The sequence below is a fragment of the Niallia sp. Kr1 genome (assembly GCF_050389805.1).
In the GTDB taxonomy this organism is placed as follows: Bacteria; Bacillota; Bacilli; order Bacillales; family Cytobacillaceae; genus Bacillus_BD.
Map to the genome: position 1 here is coordinate 3918325 of NZ_CP130945.1, position 22941 is coordinate 3941265.

General features: G+C 38.5%; 20 protein-coding genes, 1 other RNA gene and 1 other annotated feature. Of the genes, 3 read left to right on the forward strand and 18 right to left on the reverse strand.

Annotated features, from left to right (window positions below):
- Positions 1 to 44: 44 nt before the first annotated feature.
- The 5 genes from Q5760_RS19280 to Q5760_RS19300 form a co-directional block, all read right to left on the reverse strand.
- Entirely contained in the window at positions 45 to 824 is a 780-nt protein-coding gene (locus Q5760_RS19280) for a tRNA threonylcarbamoyladenosine dehydratase (RefSeq protein WP_428909230.1), read from the reverse strand.
- Between the two features lie 412 nt (positions 825 to 1236).
- A non-coding RNA gene (ssrS, locus tag Q5760_RS19285) (6S RNA) lies at positions 1237 to 1423 on the reverse strand.
- A 58-nt stretch (positions 1424 to 1481) separates the two neighbouring features.
- Positions 1482 to 3251, reverse strand: coding sequence for an aspartate--tRNA ligase (gene aspS / locus Q5760_RS19290; protein WP_428909231.1), 1770 nt, complete (start codon positions 3249 to 3251; stop codon positions 1482 to 1484).
- A 14-nt stretch (positions 3252 to 3265) separates the two neighbouring features.
- The gene (gene hisS, locus Q5760_RS19295; protein ID WP_428909232.1) at positions 3266 to 4534 is read right to left on the reverse strand and encodes a histidine--tRNA ligase; all 1269 of its coding nucleotides are present in this window, start codon (positions 4532 to 4534) and stop codon (positions 3266 to 3268) included.
- A 231-nt stretch (positions 4535 to 4765) separates the two neighbouring features.
- Positions 4766 to 5001, reverse strand: a binding site (T-box leader).
- 75 nt (positions 5002 to 5076) lie between these two features.
- Positions 5077 to 5253, reverse strand: coding sequence for a hypothetical protein (locus tag Q5760_RS19300; protein WP_428909233.1), 177 nt, complete (start codon positions 5251 to 5253; stop codon positions 5077 to 5079).
- A gap of 188 nt (positions 5254 to 5441) precedes the next feature.
- Between Q5760_RS19300 and Q5760_RS19305 the strand changes: the two genes are divergently transcribed.
- The gene (locus Q5760_RS19305; protein ID WP_428909234.1) at positions 5442 to 6596 is read left to right on the forward strand and encodes an N-acetylmuramoyl-L-alanine amidase; all 1155 of its coding nucleotides are present in this window, start codon (positions 5442 to 5444) and stop codon (positions 6594 to 6596) included.
- Between the two features lie 47 nt (positions 6597 to 6643).
- Here the strand turns inward: Q5760_RS19305 and dtd are convergent, their stop codons facing one another.
- The 6 genes from dtd to Q5760_RS19335 form a co-directional block, all read right to left on the reverse strand.
- On the reverse strand, positions 6644 to 7084 hold the full coding sequence (dtd, locus tag Q5760_RS19310) for a D-aminoacyl-tRNA deacylase (RefSeq protein ID WP_428909235.1): 441 nt from the start codon (positions 7082 to 7084) through the stop codon (positions 6644 to 6646).
- A gap of 9 nt (positions 7085 to 7093) precedes the next feature.
- Complete coding sequence (locus Q5760_RS19315; protein WP_428909236.1) at positions 7094 to 9286, reverse strand: RelA/SpoT family protein; 2193 nt, start codon at positions 9284 to 9286, stop codon at positions 7094 to 7096.
- Positions 9287 to 9489: 203 nt separating this feature from the next.
- Positions 9490 to 10002 carry an adenine phosphoribosyltransferase gene (locus Q5760_RS19320; RefSeq protein WP_428909237.1) on the reverse strand — a complete coding sequence of 171 codons (513 nt, stop codon included), beginning with the start codon at positions 10000 to 10002 and terminating at the stop codon, positions 9490 to 9492.
- On the reverse strand, positions 9993 to 12362 hold the full coding sequence (gene recJ / locus Q5760_RS19325; RefSeq protein ID WP_428909238.1) for a single-stranded-DNA-specific exonuclease RecJ: 2370 nt from the start codon (positions 12360 to 12362) through the stop codon (positions 9993 to 9995). The genes Q5760_RS19320 and recJ overlap by 10 nt, the downstream gene beginning before the upstream one ends.
- Before the next feature lie 310 nt (positions 12363 to 12672).
- Positions 12673 to 14937 carry a protein translocase subunit SecDF gene (gene secDF, locus Q5760_RS19330; RefSeq protein ID WP_428909239.1) on the reverse strand — a complete coding sequence of 755 codons (2265 nt, stop codon included), beginning with the start codon at positions 14935 to 14937 and terminating at the stop codon, positions 12673 to 12675.
- A gap of 55 nt (positions 14938 to 14992) precedes the next feature.
- Positions 14993 to 15289: a post-transcriptional regulator gene (locus tag Q5760_RS19335; protein WP_428909240.1), complete on the reverse strand. Its 297-nt coding sequence runs from the start codon at positions 15287 to 15289 to the stop codon at positions 14993 to 14995.
- 332 nt (positions 15290 to 15621) lie between these two features.
- Here Q5760_RS19335 and spoVB point away from each other — a divergent pair, with 332 nt between their 5' ends.
- The gene (spoVB, locus tag Q5760_RS19340; RefSeq protein ID WP_428909241.1) at positions 15622 to 17211 is read left to right on the forward strand and encodes a stage V sporulation protein B; all 1590 of its coding nucleotides are present in this window, start codon (positions 15622 to 15624) and stop codon (positions 17209 to 17211) included.
- A gap of 27 nt (positions 17212 to 17238) precedes the next feature.
- Here spoVB and Q5760_RS19345 read toward each other — a convergent pair whose 3' ends face one another.
- On the reverse strand, positions 17239 to 17880 hold the full coding sequence (locus tag Q5760_RS19345; RefSeq protein ID WP_428909242.1) for a DUF421 domain-containing protein: 642 nt from the start codon (positions 17878 to 17880) through the stop codon (positions 17239 to 17241).
- Between the two features lie 138 nt (positions 17881 to 18018).
- Here Q5760_RS19345 and Q5760_RS19350 point away from each other — a divergent pair, with 138 nt between their 5' ends.
- Positions 18019 to 18408 (forward strand): TIGR04086 family membrane protein, encoded by a 390-nt coding sequence (locus Q5760_RS19350; RefSeq protein ID WP_428912639.1) that lies wholly within the window; start codon positions 18019 to 18021, stop codon positions 18406 to 18408.
- Between the two features lie 41 nt (positions 18409 to 18449).
- On the opposite strand, the gene yajC is transcribed toward Q5760_RS19350, so the two are convergent.
- From yajC to ruvA, 6 genes are read right to left on the reverse strand one after another with little or no spacing between them, the layout of a single operon-like run.
- A complete protein-coding gene (gene yajC, locus Q5760_RS19355; protein ID WP_428909243.1) occupies positions 18450 to 18722 on the reverse strand; it encodes a preprotein translocase subunit YajC in 273 nt (90 codons plus the stop codon).
- Positions 18723 to 18756: 34 nt separating this feature from the next.
- A complete protein-coding gene (gene tgt / locus Q5760_RS19360; protein WP_428909244.1) occupies positions 18757 to 19896 on the reverse strand; it encodes a tRNA guanosine(34) transglycosylase Tgt in 1140 nt (379 codons plus the stop codon).
- Between the two features lie 34 nt (positions 19897 to 19930).
- Positions 19931 to 20959, reverse strand: a complete 1029-nt coding sequence (gene queA / locus Q5760_RS19365; RefSeq protein ID WP_428912640.1) for a tRNA preQ1(34) S-adenosylmethionine ribosyltransferase-isomerase QueA — start codon at positions 20957 to 20959, stop codon at positions 19931 to 19933.
- 26 nt (positions 20960 to 20985) lie between these two features.
- A complete protein-coding gene (locus Q5760_RS19370) occupies positions 20986 to 21192 on the reverse strand; it encodes a DUF2905 domain-containing protein (protein ID WP_428909245.1) in 207 nt (68 codons plus the stop codon).
- The gene (ruvB, locus tag Q5760_RS19375) at positions 21189 to 22190 is read right to left on the reverse strand and encodes a Holliday junction branch migration DNA helicase RuvB (RefSeq protein ID WP_428909246.1); all 1002 of its coding nucleotides are present in this window, start codon (positions 22188 to 22190) and stop codon (positions 21189 to 21191) included. Before ruvB ends, Q5760_RS19370 begins: the two co-directional genes overlap by 4 nt.
- 41 nt (positions 22191 to 22231) lie before the next feature.
- Complete coding sequence (gene ruvA / locus Q5760_RS19380; RefSeq protein ID WP_428909247.1) at positions 22232 to 22843, reverse strand: Holliday junction branch migration protein RuvA; 612 nt, start codon at positions 22841 to 22843, stop codon at positions 22232 to 22234.
- Positions 22844 to 22941: the final 98 nt, after the last annotated feature.

The following is a 22941-nucleotide window of genomic DNA, read 5'->3' on the forward strand; positions in this document are numbered from 1 at the left end:
AAAGAGCGTTGAGTTTAATGCCACCACAACGCTCTTTTGTATGCTCAGTTGTTAGACGATTTTACATCTTTCACTGTATCTATTTTAATGTCTTTTAATAATTGTCTTACAACATAACTGGCCATAATTAAGCCTGCAACAGATGGAACAAATGCATTTGAGGATGGTGGCATTTTGGCTTTACGAATTTCCGCATCGTCTTTACCTACCACTTTACGAACATCTTCACGGATCACAATCGGACTTTCATCAGAAAAGACAACTGGGATTCCTTTTCGAATACCCTCTTTTCTCAATCTTGTACGAATGACCTTTGCAATGGGGTCTGTATGGGTTTTTGAGATATCTGCAATTTGGAAACGAGTAGGGTCCATTTTGTTGGCTGCACCCATACTTGAAATCATCGGGATGTTTCGTTTCAAACATTCTTTCATCAGGTGTATTTTATAAGAAATCGTATCAGATGCATCAATAACAAAATCTAGATCATAATTAAAGATTTCTTCGTATGTTTCTTCTGTGTAAAACATTTTCAATGCCACTACTTCACAATCCGGGTTAATATCCGCAATTCTTTTTTTCATTAAATCAACCTTTGGTTGACCAACCGTTGAAAGAAGCGCAATGATCTGCCTGTTAACATTTGTAATATCCACATCATCTTTATCAATTAATACTAATTTTCCTACCCCAGAACGTGCTAAAGCTTCAGCTGAAAACGTACCTACACCTCCAACACCTAAAACGGCAACGGTAGCATTTTTTAATATATCTAAACCTTCTTTACCAAACGCGAGTTCATTCCGCGAAAACTGATGTAACATAATATTACCAACTCCAATATTCCTTCTTAAGCTTCATTTTTTCCTGTAACTGAATATATCATACTTTTTTAAAAAAGTAAGTAAAAAGAAAAGCGGAGCGCCTTCGGAACAAAAAGTCTTTTGTTCCTGTGAAGCAAACTCAAAGAAGCTTTTCCTTGAGTGCTCAGCTCCGTATGAACTTACCTGTACAGGATGTGCATACATCGACGTTCGCTACAGGACGTGGCGGATTTTAATTGATGTTCCCCCTTGAGATAAAGGAAACACGATGAGCACGTTAGTTCGAATCGATTTTGACGCAATTGTTTGTTCACTAGGAGCTAGGTATTCATCTAACTTCAAAGAACTTCTACTCCCTTAACATAAAAAACCATGCCAATATTGACATGGTTTTGATCATAAGGCTATGTAAAAGAGTCCCAATTATGCCGTCGCTTTTATACCTTGTTTGAACCCGCACTCGAGCAGGTGGGTGTCCTGTCATAACTTTTGTAAGTCCTAAATAGGTTAGGCATGTACGCTGTTAATGAACTCTGGACTCCCAAAGGTAAAATGTTCGGTCAAACGAATGGTTTCACTTACGAACACATCAGGACTCCTTTTTGCTTACGTTTATAATAGCATAACTGGATTTAGTCATCAAGATTTGGACAATGATTATTTAATGACAGTTGATGCAAGGTTAAGCTCAATTAATTGTTCAGGGCTTACTTCACTTGGTGCATTCGTTAATAAATCACTCGCACTCGCTGTTTTAGGGAATGCAATCGTATCACGAAGATTCGTTCTTCCAGCTAACAGCATAACGAAGCGGTCTAAACCTAAAGCGATTCCACCATGTGGAGGTGTACCATAATCAAAAGCATCTAATAAGAATCCAAATTGTTCATTGGCTTTTTCTTCTGTGAAACCGAGTGCTTTAAACATTTTATTTTGCACTTCTCTTTCATAAATACGAAGAGATCCTCCACCAAGTTCATACCCATTTAATACGATATCATAGGCTTGTGCACGTACTTTTTCTGGTTCTGTATCAAGAAGATCAACATCTTCTCTTACAGGCATTGTGAATGGATGGTGTGCTGCCGTAAAACGACGAGCATCTTCATCATACTCTAATAACGGCCAATCTGTTACCCAAAGGAAATTGAATTTATTTTCATCAATTAGGTTCATATCCTTCGCAATTTTTAAACGTAAATTACCTAGTACATCGGCAACCACTTTTTTCTTATCTGCACCAAATAAAATTAAATCGTCTTTTTCGACTCCTAGTAACTCATTTAATGAGGCAAGCTCTTCATCTGTAAAGAATTTAATGATTGGTCCTTTTAATCCATCTTCCTCTGCCTTTAGCCATGCTAGACCTTTAGCACCATAACGTGCAGCATATTCTGTTAAACCATCAATATCCTTACGTGAATATTGTACGGATCCACCTTTAACATTGATCGCTTTTACTTGGCCACCGTTTGCGATAGCTCCAGCAAAAACTTTAAAACTAGAGCTTTTGAATACTTCAGTTAGGTCCACTAACTTCATCTCAAAACGAGTATCAGGCTTATCTGATCCATAGCTTCCCATCGCTTCGTCATAAGGAATACGAGGGAATGGAGCTACTACATCGATGCCCTTAACTTCCTTCATAATTTTAACAATCATGCGCTCGGTAAGGTCTTGAATCTCCTCAGCACTTAAGAAACTTGTTTCAATATCAAGCTGTGTAAATTCTGGTTGACGATCGGCACGTAAGTCCTCATCACGGAAACAACGAGCAATTTGATAATAACGTTCAATACCACTAACCATTAATAGTTGTTTAAAGATTTGTGGTGATTGTGGAAGAGCATAGAATTCTCCAGGATGTACACGACTTGGTACTAAATAGTCACGTGCACCTTCTGGGGTACTTTTCGTCAAGATCGGAGTTTCAATATCAAGAAATCCTTCTCCATCAAGAAAATCTCTCATTGCTTTTGTTACTTGGTGGCGCATTTTTAACGTATTGAACATCGTTGGTCTTCTTAAATCAAGATAACGGTATTTTAAACGAATATCCTCAGATACTTCTACATCATCCTCGATCATAAATGGTGGTGTTTTTGACTCATTGATGATCGTCATGTTCTCGACTTGAACTTCAATTGTACCTGTACTTAAATTCGGGTTGTACGTATCTTCCGCTCTAGCAATGACAGTTCCTTCTACTTCTACCACATACTCACTTCGAACCTTTTCTGCTACTTCTAACGCTTCTTTCGAAACCTCTGGATTAAACACAATTTGGATAATTCCCGTACGGTCACGTAAATGGATGAAAATAAGTCCGCCAAGGTCACGACGTCTTTGTACCCATCCTTTTAATTTTACTTTCTCCCCAATTGCCGTTTGTGGTACTTCTCCACAAAAATAACTTCTTCCAGTCACGATATTTCCTCCTATTAATTCAAATCTTTAAATTCAGTAATAAAGTTTTCTAAATCGATTTCCCACTGTTCACCAGTTTCCATCTTTTTCACATTAATCTTATTAGCTGCCAGTTCATCTTCTCCTAAAATCGCTACATATTTTGCGTTCAAACGGTCAGCTGCTTTCATTTGCGCTTTGATTTTACGATTTAAATAATCTCTTTCAGCTGAAAAACCAGCCAAACGGAGTTGATGTAAAAGCTTAACTGTATAATCTTGTGCTTCTTCTCCTAAAGACACAAGATAACAATCGATGTTACGGTTGATCGGAAGTTCGACATTCTCCGCCTCTAAGGCGGCAATAAAGCGTTCAATACTGAAAGCAAAACCGATTCCTGGTGTTTCAGGACCACCGATTTCCTGTGTTAACCCATTATAGCGACCACCACCACAAAGAGTTGTAATCGCCCCAAACCCTTGGGCATCACTCATAATCTCAAAAGCTGTATGATTATAATAATCTAGTCCGCGAACTAGGTTAGGATCCACTTCAAAGGATATCCCCAAATCCGTCAAGTACTGCTGTACTTTATCGAAATAAGTTTTCGATTCGTCATTTAAATAGTCAATGATCGATGGAGCTGTTCGCATTAGTTCATGATCACGATCTTGCTTACAATCAAGAATTCGCATTGGGTTTTTCTCTAATCGATTTTGACAGTCCTGACAGAACTCACCAATACGAGGTTGAAAATGTTGGATTAAAGCGGTCCGGTGTGCTTGGCGGCTTTCTTTATCACCAAGACTATTGATGACTAACTTCAACTTATTTAACCCTAAGCTATGATAAATCGAGATTGCTAGTGCAATGACCTCCGCATCAATGGCCGGGTCTTTACTCCCTAACGCTTCCACCCCAAACTGGACGAATTGGCGAAAACGCCCTGCTTGTGGTCTTTCATAACGAAACATCGGTCCCATATAGAAAAGTTTAACCGGTTGGTTCGGGTCTCCGTACATTTTATGCTGAACAAAAGATCGTACGGTAGAAGCCGTTCCCTCTGGACGTAATGTGATACTTCTTCCACCTCGGTCTTCAAAGGTATACATTTCTTTTTGGACAACATCTGTTGTTTCCCCAACACTTCTTGTAAAAAGTTCTGTATGTTCAAAAATGGGTGTGCGAATTTCATGATACTGAAATCTTTCGCAAAGCTCTCGTGCCTTTTGTTCAATGTATTGCCATTTCTCTACTTCACCTGGCAAAATATCCTGTGTTCCTCTTGGAATTTGGATAGACATTTTTATGTAAACCTCCTTTATGGACTTTTTATCTGAGATTTATACTAAAAAGTCCTTTAGCTTTAATCTTATGGACTTTTTTGTAGGATTCTAGTAAAAGTGACCTTAAACCTCCCTCATGGACTTATTAGCCTGATTTCAGTCAAAATTGTCCTTGAGAACCTCCCGTACAATACGAAAGATTTTCACGCATTTAAAAAAGCTCTCGTCCCTTGTATAGATTAAACTCATACAAGGGACGAGAGCTGAAATTCCCGTGGTGCCACCCTAATTGAAGTGAACGAATTCACTCCCACTTTCCAGTTAACGCCTGTCACGTTCTTCTCCTAATAAAGAAAGGATCTTGTTCAGAGAGAAGCCTCCAAAGTGTTCTTCATCTAGCCATTTATGGGGAAACACTTTCAGCCTAAGATGTTTCCTCTCTATCCATCTGAAACTAAACTACTTTTCTTCTTCTACAGCTTTCATTTTTGATTGTCATTAAAGTTTCACTTCATTTAATCATCATACGAATCAACTCGAAAATTGTCAATAGTTCTCCTTTAATTTCGTTCTAATCGCCTCTTTAACTTTTTAATATCCTGATTGGCAAAACCATATTCAGAAGCGGCTTCCACCGATGTAGTGGATTGCTCTTTTTGCATCGAATCTCTGAAATCCACACCCAACAATTGATTCTCTCCTGAAAAGACAGAATTTCCTTTGTCTCCGTGGCGCATGTTTCATCCCCCTAGTTGTTTTCATTTAGTTTAACCAAATTTAAACGATTCATTTCACCCAGACCGTTTTTCATCGACCCTTTTTTAAAGAATTAAAATAAGTAGAAGGAATTGTTAGAAAAAAATAGAAGTATTTTAATTGGGGTTTTATTAGCTTGTCCAACACAGCATTTTCTGGTGGAAGTTATATGGGTCCAATAGAAAAGGAGGGAACGACACTGGTAGAAACTGGCAAGAGGAAATTCATATTTACTTTACTCATGTTACTCTGTATAACGTTTGTATTTCCGACGATACATCCAGAAGCAGCAGACTACACCGTTACCGTCAATACAGATAATTTAACCGTACGCAGTGGTCCAAGCTTACAAGACGATTATATGACAACCATCCATAAGGGTGAAAAATATCATTTCGTTAAAAAAGTCGGTGACTGGATTCAAATAAACCTTCCAAATGGAGACGAGGGTTGGGTTGCTGATTATTTAGTTTTCGTTCAAGAAAATGAGTTAGATGATTCTGACGATCAAACTAATTCTTCTACATTAGATCAAATTTTCATTACCCATAACGGGACCAATATCCGAAAAAACCCAAACACGCTATCAACCATTTTAGCTAGAGCAAATAAAGGAGACGCATTCGAAGTCGTTGACTTTAAAAATGATTGGTACCAAATTAAACTTCAAAATGGACAAACTGGATATGTAGCAGAATGGCTTATAAGTGAAAAAAGTGAAAATCTTCCCCAAACAAAAAATGTAGAAGTATCATCCACAAGCAATGACCATCTCGAAAACTACTTACAAGGGAAAAAAATTGTCATCGACCCAGGTCATGGGGGAAAAGATAAGGGAACTACAGGTGCAAGCGGTACTTTAGAAAAAAACATTACGATGGAAACCGCGACTAGATTATATAACAAGCTGAAAAATGCAGGTGCTGAGGTGACTTTAACCCGTTATAAAGATCAATATATCACATTGCCTACACGTGTGGCGATGTCGGATCGGATGAATGCGGATGCGTTTATATCCATTCACTATGATAGTTTTAATGATGGCGCAGAGGGAGCAACTACTTTTTTCTATCATCCTTGGCAAAAGGAATTGGCAGTAAGTATCCATTCATCGATCATCGATCAAACGAATATACATAATCGTGGTGTTCGTAAAGGAGACTATTATGTCATTCGTGAAAACAGCCAAAATGCGGTTCTCGTTGAACTTGGATTTTTAAGCAATCCGAGTGAAGAACTACTCATCACATCCCAGCATTATCAAATATTAGTTACTACTGGAATTTACGAGGGACTTGCTCGTTATTTTAAAAACCAGTACTAATGCTAATTCAATATAAAAGCGAGCATGACCAATCGGTCAGCTCGCTTTTATTTACTGTCTACAATTAGGGTAACGGGACCGTCATTAATTAAGGATACATCCATCATGGCTCCAAACTCACCCGTTTCTACTTTTATATTCTTCTCTTGTAAAAGACGATTAAAATAATCGTAAATAGCTTTAGCCTGTTCAGGTTTTGCCGCCCCCATAAAATTAGGTCTTCTGCCTTTACGACAATCACCATATAAAGTAAATTGAGAGATCGAAAGGATACTGCCTCCAACATCAATGAGCGAATGATTCATTTTATCATTTTCATCCTCAAAAATTCGCAAATTGACGATTTTGTCTGCTAAATAGCGGGCATCCTCTTCCGTATCTTCATGAGTGATGCCCACTAGTAATACAAGCCCGCTCTCAATCTCACCGACTATTTCCCCATTAACCGTTACACTTGCTCTTTTGCTTCTTTGTAAAACTATTCGCATGTTATCACCTTAGCTCATTACTCTTCGAACCGCATATAAATCAGGTATTTGCTTAATTCGATCGACAACCTTCTGCAAATGACTCACATTTAAAATCGAAATGGTCATCGTAATCGTCGTAATTTTATTGCGATCCGTTTTTCCTGCTACAGCTGTAATATCGGTTTTGGATTCATTGACTGCTTGGAGAACTTCATTTAACAATCCTCTGCGGTCAAATCCGGTAATTTCAATTTCTACGTTGTATGCTTTCCGATCATTCAGACCTGTTTCCCATTCAACAGGAATTAATCTTTCTTTCGCATCATCTGTCACGATATTCGGACAATCTTTCCGATGAACCGATACCCCTCTTCCTTTAGTGATAAATCCAACGATATCATCTCCGGGAACAGGATTACAACAACGTGAAAGACGAATAAGGAGATTATCAATTCCTTCGACACGGACACCAGACTCACGTTTTCTTTTTTGTGGCAGTGTTTTTAATTCTGATACGGCATTGGATATATTTGCAATTTGTTCTTGATCGCGCTTTTTACGCCATTTTTCTGTTAATCGATTGGCTACCTGTAAAGCCGTGATTCCGTTATACCCAACAGCTGCATACATATCATCTTCATTAGCAAAATTGAACTTCTCCACTACTCGTTTAACATTATCAGGATTTAAAATTTCTTTTAAATCGAATTCCATTGCCCGAATTTCTCTTTCGACTTGCTCACGGCCTTTTTCTACATTTTCTTCACGCATTTGTTTCTTGAAAAAGGCTCTAATTTTATTTTTTGCTTGAGACGTTTGCGCAAGTTTTAACCAATCTTGGCTTGGACCATAGGAATGTTTGGATGTTAGGATTTCTAAAATATCCCCTGTTTTTAATTTATAATCAAGAGGAACCATTTTCCCATTTACTTTAGCACCAATTGTCTTATTTCCAATTTCTGAGTGAATTCGATACGCAAAGTCAATTGGTACCGATCCAGCTGGAAGCTCGATGACATCCCCTTTTGGTGTGAAAACAAAGACCATGTCCGAAAATAGATCAACTTTTAATGATTCCATAAACTCTTGGGCATTCACGATATCTTCTTCAAACTCAAGAATTTCACGGAACCATGATAGTTTTTCCTCAAAAGAACCTTCCTGAACAGCTTTTCCTTCTTTATACGCCCAATGTGCAGCCACCCCATATTCTGCAATTCGATGCATTTCTTTTGTTCGAATTTGCACTTCAAGTGGATCCCCTTTCGGACCAATAACGGTTGTATGCAGGGATTGATACATATTTGGCTTTGGCATTGCGATATAATCTTTAAATCTACCAGGCATTGGTTTCCAACAGGTGTGAATGATCCCAAGTACCGCATAGCAATCTTTAATGGAATTCACAATAATTCGTACAGCAAGCAAATCATAAATTTCATTGAATTGCTTACTTTGATGAACCATTTTTCGATAAATGCTATAAATGTGCTTTGGGCGACCCGATAATTCTGCTACAATGCCAACTTCATCTAATTGACTCTTTAATTCGTTTTTTACATCATCTAAATATTCCTCACGTTCGGCTCGTTTCCGTTTCATTAGGTTCACAATTCGATAATATTGTTGAGGATTTAGATAACGTAATGAGGTATCTTCTAGCTCCCATTTGATCGCTGATATACCGAGACGATTCGCTAGTGGTGCAAATATTTCTAATGTTTCATTTGCAATTCGACGTTGTTTTTCTGCTGGAAGATGTTTTAATGTTCGCATATTATGGAGTCGGTCGGCCAGTTTAATCATAATGACCCGGATATCCTGTGCCATCGCTACAAACATTTTCCGATGATTCTCTGCCTGCTGCTCTTCATGGGACTTATATTTAATTTTACCGAGTTTCGTAACACCATCGACGAGCATGGCCACTTCATCGTTAAAGATTTCCTTAATATCTTCTAATGTAGCTTCTGTATCTTCAACAACGTCATGTAAAAAACCAGCGGCAACCGTATACGGGTCCATTTCAAGATCAGCTAAAATGCCTGCTACCTGAATCGGATGTATAATATACGGTTCACCGGATTTTCTATATTGAAAACGATGAGAATGTTGGGCGTATTCATAGGCTTTCTTAATGAACTCTACATCCTCATCGATTAAGTAGTTACTCGTTATTTCGATGACTTGTTCGGCGGTTAACACTTGATCATTCGCCATGTAATCACCTTTTTATTCATTTCGTATTTTTTATTACCAAAAAATTAATGATTGTTATTATTATCAATAAAAATGACCACGATGTAAAGAAAATGATATTATTTTTCGACATGTTTATGAATAATTTAGTCCGTTTGATAAATCTTATTTCGCGAATCGAAAATATATACGAAAAGAGCGCTCAGTTGTAAGCGCTCCCTTTGCTAGAAGGTCATTAACGTTAACATATCGTAACCTTTTAATTTTTTTCTTCCTTCTAATTCACTTAGCTCAATGAGGAAAGCTGTTCCTGCTACCACTCCACCTAGTTGTTCAACTAATTGAATGGTTGCATCAATCGTACCTCCTGTTGCTAAAAGGTCGTCGGTAATTAATACTCTTTGACCAGGTTTAATCGCATCTTTATGGATGGTAAGAACGTCTTTTCCATATTCAAGGCCGTAGCTTACCTTGACTGTTTCACGAGGAAGTTTCCCTTCTTTACGAACTGGAGCAAAACCTACCCCAAGTGAATAGGCAACCGGACATCCAATAATAAATCCGCGAGCCTCAGGACCAACCACCAAATCAATTTGTTTTTCTTGTGCATACTCAACAATTTGATCTGTAGCATATTTATATGCCTCACCATTATTCATTAATGGGGTGATATCCTTAAAGCTTATGCCTGGCTTTGGATAATCCTGTACAATCTCCACATAGCGTGTTAAATCCATTCCTTTACTTCCTCCTCATGTTGCACTGTTGTATGAATTACATGATCAAACCAGTTTTTCAATTGCTCATATGATGAAAATAGTAACTCTTTTTCAAGTAATAGAGATTCCTGTTTTTGTTTATATGTGCTTGAGTCAGATAAGTCATGCTTATTCGCATTTTTCCTTAATGTAACGAATCCATTCTCCATTGTAACAAATTCTAATTCCAAAAACACCTGTGTCATAAAATCAATCGTTTCCTTTGTCCACCCACGATATTTTGCCAAAGCCCCGCTATTTTTTTGCAAATCAAATGGTCCTTTTTTCGCTAAAAATGCATAGAACCATTTAAAATGATCCCTTGTTGGGATGGTTGAAAAGAAATCACTCTGGGCTTTATAAAAATGAGCATAGATTCTCGCCACGTTTTTACCCGCTAGCAATTGGACCAATCGACTTTTTGAAGTTGGAAAATCAACTAGAATAACGTGACATTGATCAAGTTCCAATTGTAACGCATCTTCATCTGAAGAAAGCAAAATGACATCTGAATGAGTCAACGATTTTTTCACTCTTGTATAGAGATCTGGTTGGAAAATGATCCATTTCGTCTGTTCTCTTGGTAAGGATTCGGCAAGTGGGGTAATTTTTTTCCCGCCACGATAATCAAATAATTGCCATGATAAAACAGATAGGTCTTGCAGGAATATTTGTGGTTTCCTACGATTGTTCCATTCATTAATGGATAATTCTCCGATCACAGAAAGATTGGAATGTGGAGAAACATGATCAAAGGCTGGACCTAGCCCAAATCCGACCCCATCTAAAGTGACTCCACTCTGTTCTAGAGATAATTTTAAATGATTTTGTTCAGAACCAATTTTTCGGATACTATCAATCGGAGCATCCTTAATGAGAACTTTTGGCTTTGGATTGTCTGTGCCATAAGGGGCTAACCGATTCATTTCCTCTACTACTTCAATGCTGATATCTTCAATGTTTACTTCTGCATCAATATAAGTTATTGGGGTTAAATCTTCTTCTTTAAGTTGCTCATTTGCTAAGATGTTCATTCGATTTCTTAAGTCATCAACATCCGTAAGCTTTAACGTCATTCCCGCAGCCATCGTGTGTCCACCGAAGTGAGGCAAAAGATCACGGCAAGTTGATAGATTTTTAAATAAATCAAAACCTTCTATACTTCGAGCAGAGCCTTTCGCTAAGCCCTTTTCAAGATCATAACTTAAAACAATGGTAGGGCGGTAATATTTTTCAACTAACTTAGAAGCTACAATCCCAATGACGCCAGAATTCCAGCCTTCCTTTCCAACGATGATACAAGTATTTTCAGAGATTGGAAAATGCTCTTCGACCAACTGGATCGCCTCTTCTGTAATAGCATTTACCAACTGTTTCCGATCTTGATTAAGTTGTTCGATTTCCTCTGCTAGCATATCAGCTTGGTCTGGATCTTCTTCTAGTAAAAGCTCAACCGCTGGGTCCGCTGACTCCAGTCTTCCTACTGCGTTGATACGCGGTCCAAGTGTAAAGCCAATCGTTTCTTCGTTGATTTGCCCTAGATCCACTTTTGCTATCTTTAATAGAGCTTTTACACCTGCATTTTGGGTTTTGCGCAGTTCGTTGATACCCTTTTGAACAATTAATCTATTTTCATCTTTAAGTGGAACGAGGTCTGCTACGGTTCCAATTGCCGCAAATTGGAGTAAATGTTCTGGAACTCTACCAAGTAACGCATGGGAGAATTTAAATGCTACACCTACCCCTGCAAGCTCTGGAAATGGATAGTGACCATTTTCCAATTTTGGATGGATAATAGCTAGTGCCTCTGGTAATTCTGGTCCTGGTTCATGGTGGTCCGTAATAATCAAATCGATCCCAAGCTCTTTCGCAACGAGTGCTGGCTGGAGCGCTGCAATCCCTGTGTCGACGGTGATAATGAGTTTGACTCCGATTTGATGTGCATATCTAAATGCGCCTTCATTGGGTCCATAACCCTCAGTAAATCGGTTCGGTATGTAAAACTGAACATTTGCACCGAGTTCCTGTAGGGTTTTCATCATGATGGTTGTGCTTGTGACCCCATCTGCATCGTAGTCTCCAAAGATAAGGATCAGTTCTCCATTGGCAATAGCCTCTTGAACCCTTTGAACAGCTTTATCCATGTCATTTAAAAGAAAAGGATCATGGAATTCTTGATTTTCATTAAATAAAAAAGCCCTTGCCTGAGCAGGATCGTCTAATCCCCTGTTAACAAGTAGCGAAGCAACTAACGGTGAGATTCCCAATTCTTCAACTAAGTCACTCATTTTTTCATGATTTGACGGTCGTACGATCCAACGAGTTTTCGATTTTAACATACGTTCACCTCTTAACCTACTTATTATACAAAAGAGGGGACAGGGTTTCAATGAGAGAAATTGGGAAATGGAGGGCTGCTTTTTGAAGTAGATACAACAAAAATTGGGTTTGAGGCGGAAAAGTGGTTGTAATTCGGGAGTAGAATACTACCATAATTTTACTTTCTAAAGGAAAAATGGTTGTATTATGGCTTAATACTACTAAAAAGGCAAAGTTTCCTGGAAAAATGGTTGTATTACGTTTCAGGGCTCATTCAAATCCGCAATAACAAAAAGAACTGCAGAAATTTCCTGCAGCCCTTTCCTGTTCTTATACAACTGGTTCATCTGTTCGAACCTTTTTCTCTTTATACGTAATTAGAACACCTTTATTCTTCAACTCTTTTTGCTTCATGACGACCCAAAGCGGTGTTGCGATGAAAATAGAAGATAGAGTCCCAACGACTAAACCAACGGTTAATGCAACCGAGAAGGAGCGAATCGACTCACTCCCAAAAATCATTAAAGCAACAACCGTAATGGTTACCATTAACACCGTATTGACGGATCTTCCTAACGTTTGACGAACACTCGTGTTGGCGATATCGACAATTTCTTGTGCGTTCTTGATTCTCTTCCGACGTTGCATATTTTCCCTGATTCGATCAAAGGTAACAATGGTATCATTAATGGAATAACCAACGACCGTTAACAAGGCTGCAATAAAATTTAAATCTACCTCTAATCGAGTTAGACTGAAGAACGGAATAACAAAAAATGCCGCAAACAACAAGCCACATACAGCTGGGATGGCCATTCGCCATTCAAATCGAAACGACACGAACACAATCAATCCAAGACATGTAATGAGCAACCCGATTAGCGCATTTTTGGCTAACTCTTTACCAACCATTGGCGTTACAGAGCTAACACTCGGGTCTGTACCATATTTCTTATTAAGCTGAGCTTTTAACGCTGAAATATCCTCTTGAGAAAGCACATCTGATGTTCTAGCTACGCCGATATTTCGATCCTCTCCAGAAATGACAATATCATCTGTTGTAACACCTAGTTGTTCCAAGTCCTCAGAGATCATTTCAGATGTTATGGCTTTGTCCGCTAAAATTTCAATACGGGTTCCTTGTGTGAAATCAATCGATAGATTCAACTTAAACACCAGTAAAACAATTACTCCAACAATCAATAATGTTCCCGAAATGGCAAAGTATCTTTTGCGTTTTGTAACAAAATCAAAGCGATCAAATTTAGTTGATAGATCTAATGTATCTACATTTTCTTTTAGGTCATGAATCGCCGATTTTTTCACACCAAACCAACCTGGTCTGTTATCAAAATAACCACTATTTACAAATAAACTTAACAGCCATCTAGACAAATAAACGTTTGTAATAAAGCTGCCCAATGTTCCAATAATTAAACTTGTCGCAAATCCTTTTACCGAACTAGTCCCGAAATAGAATAGGACAGCAGCTGCTAAAAGCAGGGTAAGATTGGCGTCCGTAACAGTAGAGATTGAGTTTGAATTTCCAGCCTTAAAGGCAGACTTAATCGATTTCCCTACCCTGATTTCTTCTCTAATTCTCTCAGCGGTAATAATGTTCGCATCAACGGCAGTACCAACTCCGAGAATAAATGCCGCAATCCCCGGAAGAGTCAAAACAACATTCGCCCAATCAAAAACCGTTAATGTTAAAAATAAATATACAGTTAACGTAATGGTAGCAATAAAACCTGGTAAACGATAGTAGAAAATCATAAACAAGAATACGGCAGCAATCCCGATCAATCCCGCAAAAACGGTTTGTTGCATCGCATGCTCTCCGAATTGAGCTCCTACTGAAGTCGAATAAATTTCATCAAGCTGGACGGGCAGTGCACCTGCATTTAAGATATCGGCTAGACTTTTTGCCTCATCCACTGTGAAACGCCCTGTTATCGATACCGAATCTTGGCTAAACACTTCATTAACCGTCGGAGCTGAAACAAATTTTGGAGCTGGTTTCGTAATTTCTTCCTGGAAAGAGTCTACCCCTTCCTCAAAATCCAACCAAATGACCAAATAGTTATTAGGTGCCATTCCAACGATTTCTTGTGTCACCTCTTTGAATTTTTCAGCACTCTTTAATTTTAGCGAAACAATCGGTTGCCCATTTTCATCAAAGGTTTGTTGAGCACCACCCTCAGCAAGGTCTGTGCCATCCATCATTAAACGGTCATTGGCATCCCTAAAGGTTAAGTTGGCTTCAGTTGAGAGAATCTCCCTTGCCTCGTTTTGGTCTTCTACACCGGCTAATTGGACTCGAATCCGATTATCGCCTTCAACTTGAATGTTAGGTTCACTAACTCCAAGTACATTAATTCGGCGATCCAATGCCTCTGCTGTGGCAATGAGCGCATTCTGATCAATAACTTGTCCTTCTTTTGCGGGGCTTACCTCATATAGAACTTCGAACCCACCCTGCAAATCAAGGCCAAGCTTAATGTTATTGACAATGTCCTTTGTCGTCGTTCCCATTACCGCTCCCATAACGACAATAAAAATAACAAAGGCTACGATTCTGTTTCTTTTTATCATTATGTAATTTTCCTCCTTAGTGCTGAAACCAAAAACAACAACTAAACTACTTTCACTACTTTAGTAATTCTAAACGGTCTTCTTCATTTTCCAAAGAAAAACTTGTATCCTTCAATGCTTCAACTCTCTGGTAATTCATAAAATCTCCAATTTTCAGGGTGAGAATACTTTGAACAACTTCATATAACATCGGAACCTCTTTTTTCTTTTTCCACGTTTTATTGACTAAGTAATCCCAAATATCCTTTTCTGTTACTGAATCATAGCCTAATAACGTAAATTCCTCAACCTTGCTTTGCAATACCGGCTTCACCTTTTCATAAAGGCTTTCATCCTTATGGCTAATGTCCATTATTAGCCCCTCCCCATCATCAAATTCGCCCGTCGAATTTGCGTCCGGATGTAATCCCTCATCTTGCTCGAGAAGTTACCATTAAAAAATCCGAGACATCCGCCGGAGGCTTAATTTCAATAAGCCAGAGTTTGAACCACACTAAATTGATAAAAGCTGGCATTTACCTCACCACTTTTAAAAAGTGGTAAACCGTTGTACCTGTCGCAAGCTTTCAGTAAAAAAAACATTACTGAATGTAAGTTAAAATTCGTAGTCATGCTTTGTCCACCTGTAAGCATATAAATAATTGTATATTATTTTACCTTTTTTGAGAAGGCAGGAGAATGCAGGTGTCTAAGTTTTTAAAAGGGACGATGATTTTATTAGCAGCAGGGCTTGTCACAAGAGTACTAGGCTTTATCAATCGCATTGTAATCGCCCGTTTTATTGGGGAAGAAGGCGTTGGTCTTTATATGATGGCGATGCCGACCTTTATTTTAGCCATTACCATCACCCAAATTGGATTGCCTGTTGCCATTTCGAAAAACGTAGCAGAAGCCGAAGCGATTGGGGATAAAGGCAAAGTCAAAAAGATTCTAGTCGTTTCATTAGCAACGACGCTTACTCTTTCGGTGATCTTTACCCCACTTTTGTTCTTTTTAGCCCCAGTGTTAGCGCAAACGCTCTTCACAGATGAGAGAACCTTATATCCTTTACTGGCGATTGCACCTGTTGTGCCTGTGATTGCGATATCATCTGTTTTAAGAGGATATTTCCAAGGCAAACAAAATATGAAACCAGCAGCCTTGTCCCAATTAATTGAACAGGTTGTCCGCATAGCTTTAATTGCTTTTTTAACAAGAGCCTTTTTGCCCTATGGAATCGAATATGCCGCAGCCGCTGCTATGTTTTCATCTGTAATTGGTGAGTTAGCATCCCTTCTTTATTTAGTAACAACGTTTAAATTAAAAAAGAGGTTTCCTGTACGAAAGAATTTTTTCTCTTATGTTAAATCTGGAAAAAACACCTTTAAAGAACTCATGAGTATCGCCCTGCCGACTACCGGGAGCCGAATGATTGGTTCGCTTTCATGGTTTTTCGAACCGATTGTCGTTGCCCATGCACTGGCTTTAGCAGGAGTTGCTACTTCTATGGCAACAAAGCAGTACGGGGCACTAACGGGATTTGCACTCCCATTGCTTATGCTCCCATCTTTTGTGACACATTCGTTATCGACATCACTCGTTCCAGCCATTAGTGAAGCCAATTCACAAAACAATATGCGATTAGTAGAGTATCGGCTCCAACAAGCCCTTCGTTTTGTCTTTATTTCAGGTGGACTAGCTATCGTGGTTTTATACATCCTAGCCGATCCGATCATGGAAGTCATGTATGGTTCTACAAGTGGGGCACAATTTATTAAACTAATGGCTCCGTTTTTCCTATTATATTATTGTCAAGCACCCTTGCAAGCCACCTTACAAGCGTTAAATCTAGCAAGATCTGCAATGATTAATAGTCTAATTGGGGCCGTTGCGAAAACCACTGTGATTTTCCTATTAGCAAGTCAGCCTACTTTTGGGATCAATGGAGTGGCAATAGGATTATTAGTGGGCTTTGTTTTAGTCACGTTTCTTCATTTTGCAACCATTATCAAATCCATTTCCTTTACTTTTTATATCCGTGACTATGTAAAAACAATCCTGGTAATACTGGCTTCGGGCTGGTTTGGTCATTGGGTATTTCAAATCCTGCCAAACAATCAAACACTCGTTATAAAGGTTATTGTTGTGGCATTAGCCGTTAGTTTGATCTATCTGATCCTTGTCTTGCTACTTGGATTGCTTCACAAGGATGAATTAAACAGAATTCCATGGATTGGTCCAACTTTAGCAAAGTTTGCGATATTTGGACAACCCCACTCAACATCAAAACGATGACAAAAATAAATGTCATCGTTTTGACGTTTATAAGTTTTTCTCATCAATGTAAAACTCTCTGTCCTGATAGCTACAGAAAGAAATGTCACTAATATTTTTATATCCTTTTTCCTCTAATTTTTGCAACAGCCAATCCTCAGACTTTTGAATTCGCTTTAAATGATCCTTTTGAATGACACCATCAATAATAAGAGGCAACGTTAAATCTCTACCCTTTAGTTCTTTTTTCAACACTGATAATTTTCCAGAGGGTTCTAGAATGGCAAATTCCACATCGGCAATGTTGCGAATGTCCTTTTCACGAAGTTGCTGAAGTAGGTCATCAAAATTATATCGTTGCTTACGCATCGCGTGTTCGTCAATTTTACCATGATTGATGATAATGGTTGGGGAGCCATCGATTAAGTCTCTAAACTTTTTACTTTTTAAAGACATTCTTGCTGTTGAAATTTGAATAAACATTAATACTACTATCGGAACAATATAATGGATCGTCATTGTATTTGAATCGTCAATCGCCATTACAGCCATTTCAGCGATCATAATATTGACGACTAAGTCAAAGACACTTAATTCACCAATATCCCTTTTTCCCATATAACGAAACACAATTAAAATGATCAAATACATAATGATTGTACGCCACAACATCGTAAATAGACTATCCATTTCACTTTGCCCCCTTAAGATAATCACCTGTTAGTTTGTGCAGGATTAAGATTTTTATGAAACCAAAAAGTATTGATTCTATATTTGAGGTTGGACGAATAAGCATGTACAAAGAAGATCTGAAGGGAGAGGTTTGCGATCGAAGGGTCAAAAAAGTTAGGAAGTGCCATTTTATATGGGATGCTTACAATTTTTATTATAGCGATCATTAGCAGTATTATATTTGCCTTTATTTTAAGATTTACATCCCTACAAGAATCATCTGTTCAATACATTATTACAGCTATCTCTTTTATAGCCTTATTTGCCGGTGGTTTTATGGCTGGAGGAAAAGGGCAACAGAAGGGCTGGTTGTTAGGAGGCTTAACGGGGTTTGCGTTTTCGCTGATTGTCTTTTTTTATCAATTTTTAGGTCTTGATCGGCTCTTTAGTTTCGAGCAAATCATCTATCATGTTTGTTATATTTTAATCTGTATGATGGGTGGGATTCTTGGCGTTAACATGAGTGGCAAATCTAGAAACAATTAAAAACAGAAGGCGATTATCCCGCCTTCTGTTTTTTATTTGTATTAACCTTGAGCAGACTCTACCACTTCACGTACTGCTGATTTGTCATATGTAAGACGACTTCCATCTCCACATTTAATAACAATTTTACCCTCATCTACAGCATCAACGATTCCATGTAGGCCGCCGATTGTAACTACTTTATCACCTTTTTGCAAACTGTTTTGCATCGACACCACTTGCTTTTGTCTTTTTTGCTGTGGGCGAATTAAAAGGAAATAAAATAATACAAACATTAAAATAATCGGTCCTAAAGTACCCAGTAAACCTTCCATCTTTCTCCTCCTTTCACGTTAACTTTATAGGAATTTAGAAGTTTTTCGCGTTTGGCATATTAAAGCCATATTGCTCAAAAAATTCTTCTCTAAAGTCTCCCAAACGATCTTCTCGAATCGCTTGTCTGACTTGTTCCATTAATTTTATCAGAAAATGTAAGTTATGATAAGATGTTAATCGAATTCCGAATGTTTCATCACAACGAATTAAATGGCGAATGTAGGCACGGCTGTAATTACGGCAAGTGTAACAATCACAATTCTCATCAATCGGACCGAAATCTTTTGCATATTTCGCATTTTTGACAACTAATCGACCATTGGATGTCATTAGCGTTCCATTTCTGGCAATTCGGGTCGGCAATACGCAATCAAACATATCGATTCCTCGTATAGCTCCGTCGATTAGGGAATCTGGTGAACCGACCCCCATTAAATAGCGCGGCTTGTTAGCCGGCAATAATGGTGTTGTAAATTCTAACACTCGGTTCATAACATCCTTTGGCTCTCCTACGGAAAGACCACCAATCGCATAACCCGGAAAATCCATTGATACAAGATCTTGTGCACTTTGCTTTCGTAAGGCTTCGTACTCACCGCCCTGAACAATTCCAAATAATCCTTGATCTTCTGGTCGTTGGTGTGCTTTTAAGCAACGCTCCGCCCATCTTGACGTTCTTTCCACTGACTTTTTCATATAATCATATTCGGCTGGATATGGCGGGCATTCATCAAACGCCATCATAATATCGGACCCAAGGGCATTTTGAATGTCCATTGCTTTCTCAGGCGATAGAAAAAGTTTATCTCCGTTTAAATGATTACGGAAATGGACACCTTCTTCTTCAATTTTACGAAATTTACTTAAACTGAACACTTGGAAACCACCAGAGTCAGTAAGAATGGCACGATCCCAGTTCATAAATTTATGCAATCCGCCGGCCTCTTTTACAATATCATGACCTGGTCGTAACCACAAATGATATGTATTACTTAAGATAATTTTTGCGCCCATTTCTTTTAGTTCTTCCGGTGACATCGTTTTAACCGTAGCTAAAGTACCTACCGGCATAAAAATAGGCGTTTCAAATGAGCCATGCGGGGTGTGAACACGACCGAGTCTTGCACCTGTTTGTTTACATGTTTTAATTAATTCATATGTTATTGCAGCCAAAGAAAATACTCCTTTCAAAATAAAACACAAAAGACTAGATGATAAGCATAGCATCCCCAAAACTAAAAAAGCGATAACGCATCTTTACAGCGGTGTTATAAGCATGTAATACATGATCTCGACCAGCTAAAGAACTAACAAGCATAATCAATGTCGATTTCGGAAGATGAAAGTTTGTAATTAACCCATTAATCGCTTTAAACTCGTATCCCGGGTAGATAAAGATATTGGTCCATCCACTCATCGCTTTGAATCTTCCATCACATGCCGAAGCAATCGTCTCGAGGGTCCGAGTGGAAGTTGTGCCAACAGAAATAATTCGACCACCCGATGATTTCACACCATTTAATATATCAGCCGTTTCTTCTGTCATTTGATAAAATTCCGAATGCATTTCATGTTCGTCTATGTCATCTACACTAACCGGTCTAAATGTCCCAAGTCCCACATGAAGGGTGATAAAAGCAATCTGGATACCAGCTTCTTTTAGTTCATTCAACAGTTCCTCTGTAAAATGTAGACCTGCTGTCGGTGCAGCTGCTGAACCTCTCTCCCGTGCATAAACCGTTTGATAACGATCTTGGTCGTCTAATTGTTCTTTGATATAAGGGGGTAAGGGCATCTCCCCAAGACGGTCAAGGATTTCATAAAAAATCCCTTCATAATGAAACTCAAGAATTCTACCACCATGGTCAAGCTCTTCCATACAAACAGCTGTTAATAGCCCTTCACCAAAGTGAATTTTTGTTCCCTTTTTTATTCGCTTTGCCGGTTTAACAAGGGTTTCCCATGTGTCACCTTCTTTTTGCGTTAATAGTAGAACTTCTACTTTGGCACCTGTTTCTTCTTTTTCACCAAAAAGTCGAGCAGGTAGAACTTTCGTGTCATTTAGAACAAGACAGTCCCCTTCTTTTAAATACGTTTTAATGTTTTTAAAAACATTGTGTTCGATATCTCCGGTTTCTTTATTTAACACCATTAACCGGCTGCTTGACCGGTCTTCAAGTGGTGTCTGTGCAATTAATTCTTCCGGTAAATCAAAATCAAATAAATCTACTTTCAATCCTGTCACCCACAATTCTATACGGTTTAACGAAACTTCCCTAAGAAGTAAAAGATTAACGATAGCACAACACTTAAAATAATGGAGGTCATAATTGGAAAATAAAAGGTTGTATTTCCTTTTTTGAATACAAGGTCCCCTGGTAGCTTTCCAATTTGAATAAATTGCATCAGTAATCCAATAATAAAAATCACTACACCAAGGAGCATTAACATTTTTCCAATTCCGGTCATTTACCAGGCACCTCCATTCCTAAATGTTGGTAAGCTAAATGAGTCACCATTCTTCCTCTAGATGTCCGTTGTAAAAATCCAATTTGTAACAAATATGGCTCATAAACGTCTTCGATCGTATGTGATTCTTCCCCAATCGTTGCCGCGATGGTTTCGAGTCCAACAGGTCCACCACGAAACTTCTCAATAATCCCTCTTAATAATTTATGGTCAATATGGTCTAACCCTAAACGATCAACTTGAAGCTGCTCTAATGATTTATTCGAAATTTTTTCATCAATGGTGCCATCTCCTAATACTTGCGCGAAATCACGGACTCGCTTTAACAAGCGATTGGCAATCCTCGGGGTTCCGCGAGAACGGCTTGCAATTTCAGCAGCAGCCCTCGGATTAATTTCAGTCTGTAATACCTCAGCAGTACGAATGACAATATCCTGTAATTGGTCGTTTGTGTAATATTCAAGGCGGGCATGTACGCCGAACCGATCTCTCAATGGAGCAGATAGAGAACCGGCTCTTGTTGTAGCCCCAATTAAAGTAAAGGGCGGCAAATCAAGTCTTACAGACCTCGCTTCTGCTCCCTTTCCTATGACAATATCAAGACAGAAATCTTCCATGGCTGGATATAATACTTCTTCAATGGCTCTTGGAAGGCGATGGATTTCATCAATAAACAAAACATCCCCTGGTTCAAGTGTGGTTAAAATAGCCGCTAAATCTCCTGGGCGTTCAATAGCTGGACCAGATGTTGTGCGAATATTAACACCCATTTCGTTGGCAACAATGATGGCGAGGGTTGTTTTTCCGAGACCGGGTGGACCGTAAAGAAGAACATGATCTAGGGTTTCCCTACGGAGCTTGGCCGCTTCAATAAAGACAGTCAAGTTTTCCTTCACCTGATCTTGACCAATATATTGTTTTAAGCTGGTCGGACGAAGACTCGTTTCAAACGATTCTTCTTCAAAGCCGGCTTCACTTGAAATAATTCTATCATCCATTTTGGGCAGCACCCCCAAATTTTATTTTCGAAACAAACCCCTTAGGATTTAAGTAGAAGCTGTAACCCTTTTCTTATATACTGATCGGTTGATAGGTTTTCTTTCTTTAATTGTGTTGAAACTTTTTTAATTTCTCTTTCTGAATACCCGAGTGCCAGTAAGGCTAGAACTGCCTCATCAAAATCCCCATTCCCAGACTCTAACTCTTTTTGTTGATCTGCGTTAAATAAGTTAGGAAAATAATCTGGTAGTATATTTGGAAGCTTTCCTTTTAAATCAAGAATTATTTGTCTTGCTGTTTTCTTTCCTACTCCAGGAAATTTTATGAGAAATGCCTCATCTTCATTTTCAATAGCTTGAACGACCTGCCCTGGTTCACCTGAAGCTAGAATGGCTAGAGCTCCTTTAGGACCGATCCCCGTTACACTTAATAATTTCGTGAAAAGCAGCTTCTCTTCTCTAGATTGAAAACCATAAAGAGCAAAAATATCCTCACGAACATAGGTATACGTGTAAATAATTTTCTCTTGCCCAAAATCATTCGTATAGGAATATGGATTGGGAGTGGTAATTTGATAACCAATCCCATTATTCTCAATGACAATGTATTCTGGATGAATATATTGAACTTTCCCTTTAATAAATTCGTACAATTTCTCTTCTCTCCTCATAAATCACTGTTCATCATTTTACCACGTCATAATGGGCAGTAAAATCCCACCCTAATATTTAAGAGTATCACAAATTCTAC

Coding starts and splice junctions, on each gene's coding strand:
- Q5760_RS19280 (WP_428909230.1), bottom strand. CDS start 824: ATGTTACATCAGTTTTCGCGGAATGAACTCGCGTTTGGTAAAGAAGGT.
- hisS (WP_428909232.1), bottom strand. CDS start 4,534: ATGTCTATCCAAATTCCAAGAGGAACACAGGATATTTTGCCAGGTGAA.
- Q5760_RS19300 (WP_428909233.1), bottom strand. CDS start 5,253: ATGCGCCACGGAGACAAAGGAAATTCTGTCTTTTCAGGAGAGAATCAA.
- Q5760_RS19305 (WP_428909234.1), top strand. CDS start 5,442: ATGGGTCCAATAGAAAAGGAGGGAACGACACTGGTAGAAACTGGCAAG.
- dtd (WP_428909235.1), bottom strand. CDS start 7,084: ATGCGAATAGTTTTACAAAGAAGCAAAAGAGCAAGTGTAACGGTTAAT.
- Q5760_RS19315 (WP_428909236.1), bottom strand. CDS start 9,286: ATGGCGAATGATCAAGTGTTAACCGCCGAACAAGTCATCGAAATAACG.
- Q5760_RS19320 (WP_428909237.1), bottom strand. CDS start 10,002: ATGGATTTAACACGCTATGTGGAGATTGTACAGGATTATCCAAAGCCA.
- recJ (WP_428909238.1), bottom strand. CDS start 12,362: ATGTTAAAATCGAAAACTCGTTGGATCGTACGACCGTCAAATCATGAA.
- secDF (WP_428909239.1), bottom strand. CDS start 14,937: ATGATAAAAAGAAACAGAATCGTAGCCTTTGTTATTTTTATTGTCGTT.
- Q5760_RS19335 (WP_428909240.1), bottom strand. CDS start 15,289: ATGGACATTAGCCATAAGGATGAAAGCCTTTATGAAAAGGTGAAGCCG.
- Q5760_RS19345 (WP_428909242.1), bottom strand. CDS start 17,880: ATGGATAGTCTATTTACGATGTTGTGGCGTACAATCATTATGTATTTG.
- yajC (WP_428909243.1), bottom strand. CDS start 18,722: ATGGAAGGTTTACTGGGTACTTTAGGACCGATTATTTTAATGTTTGTA.
- Q5760_RS19370 (WP_428909245.1), bottom strand. CDS start 21,192: ATGACCGGAATTGGAAAAATGTTAATGCTCCTTGGTGTAGTGATTTTT.
- ruvB (WP_428909246.1), bottom strand. CDS start 22,190: ATGGATGATAGAATTATTTCAAGTGAAGCCGGCTTTGAAGAAGAATCG.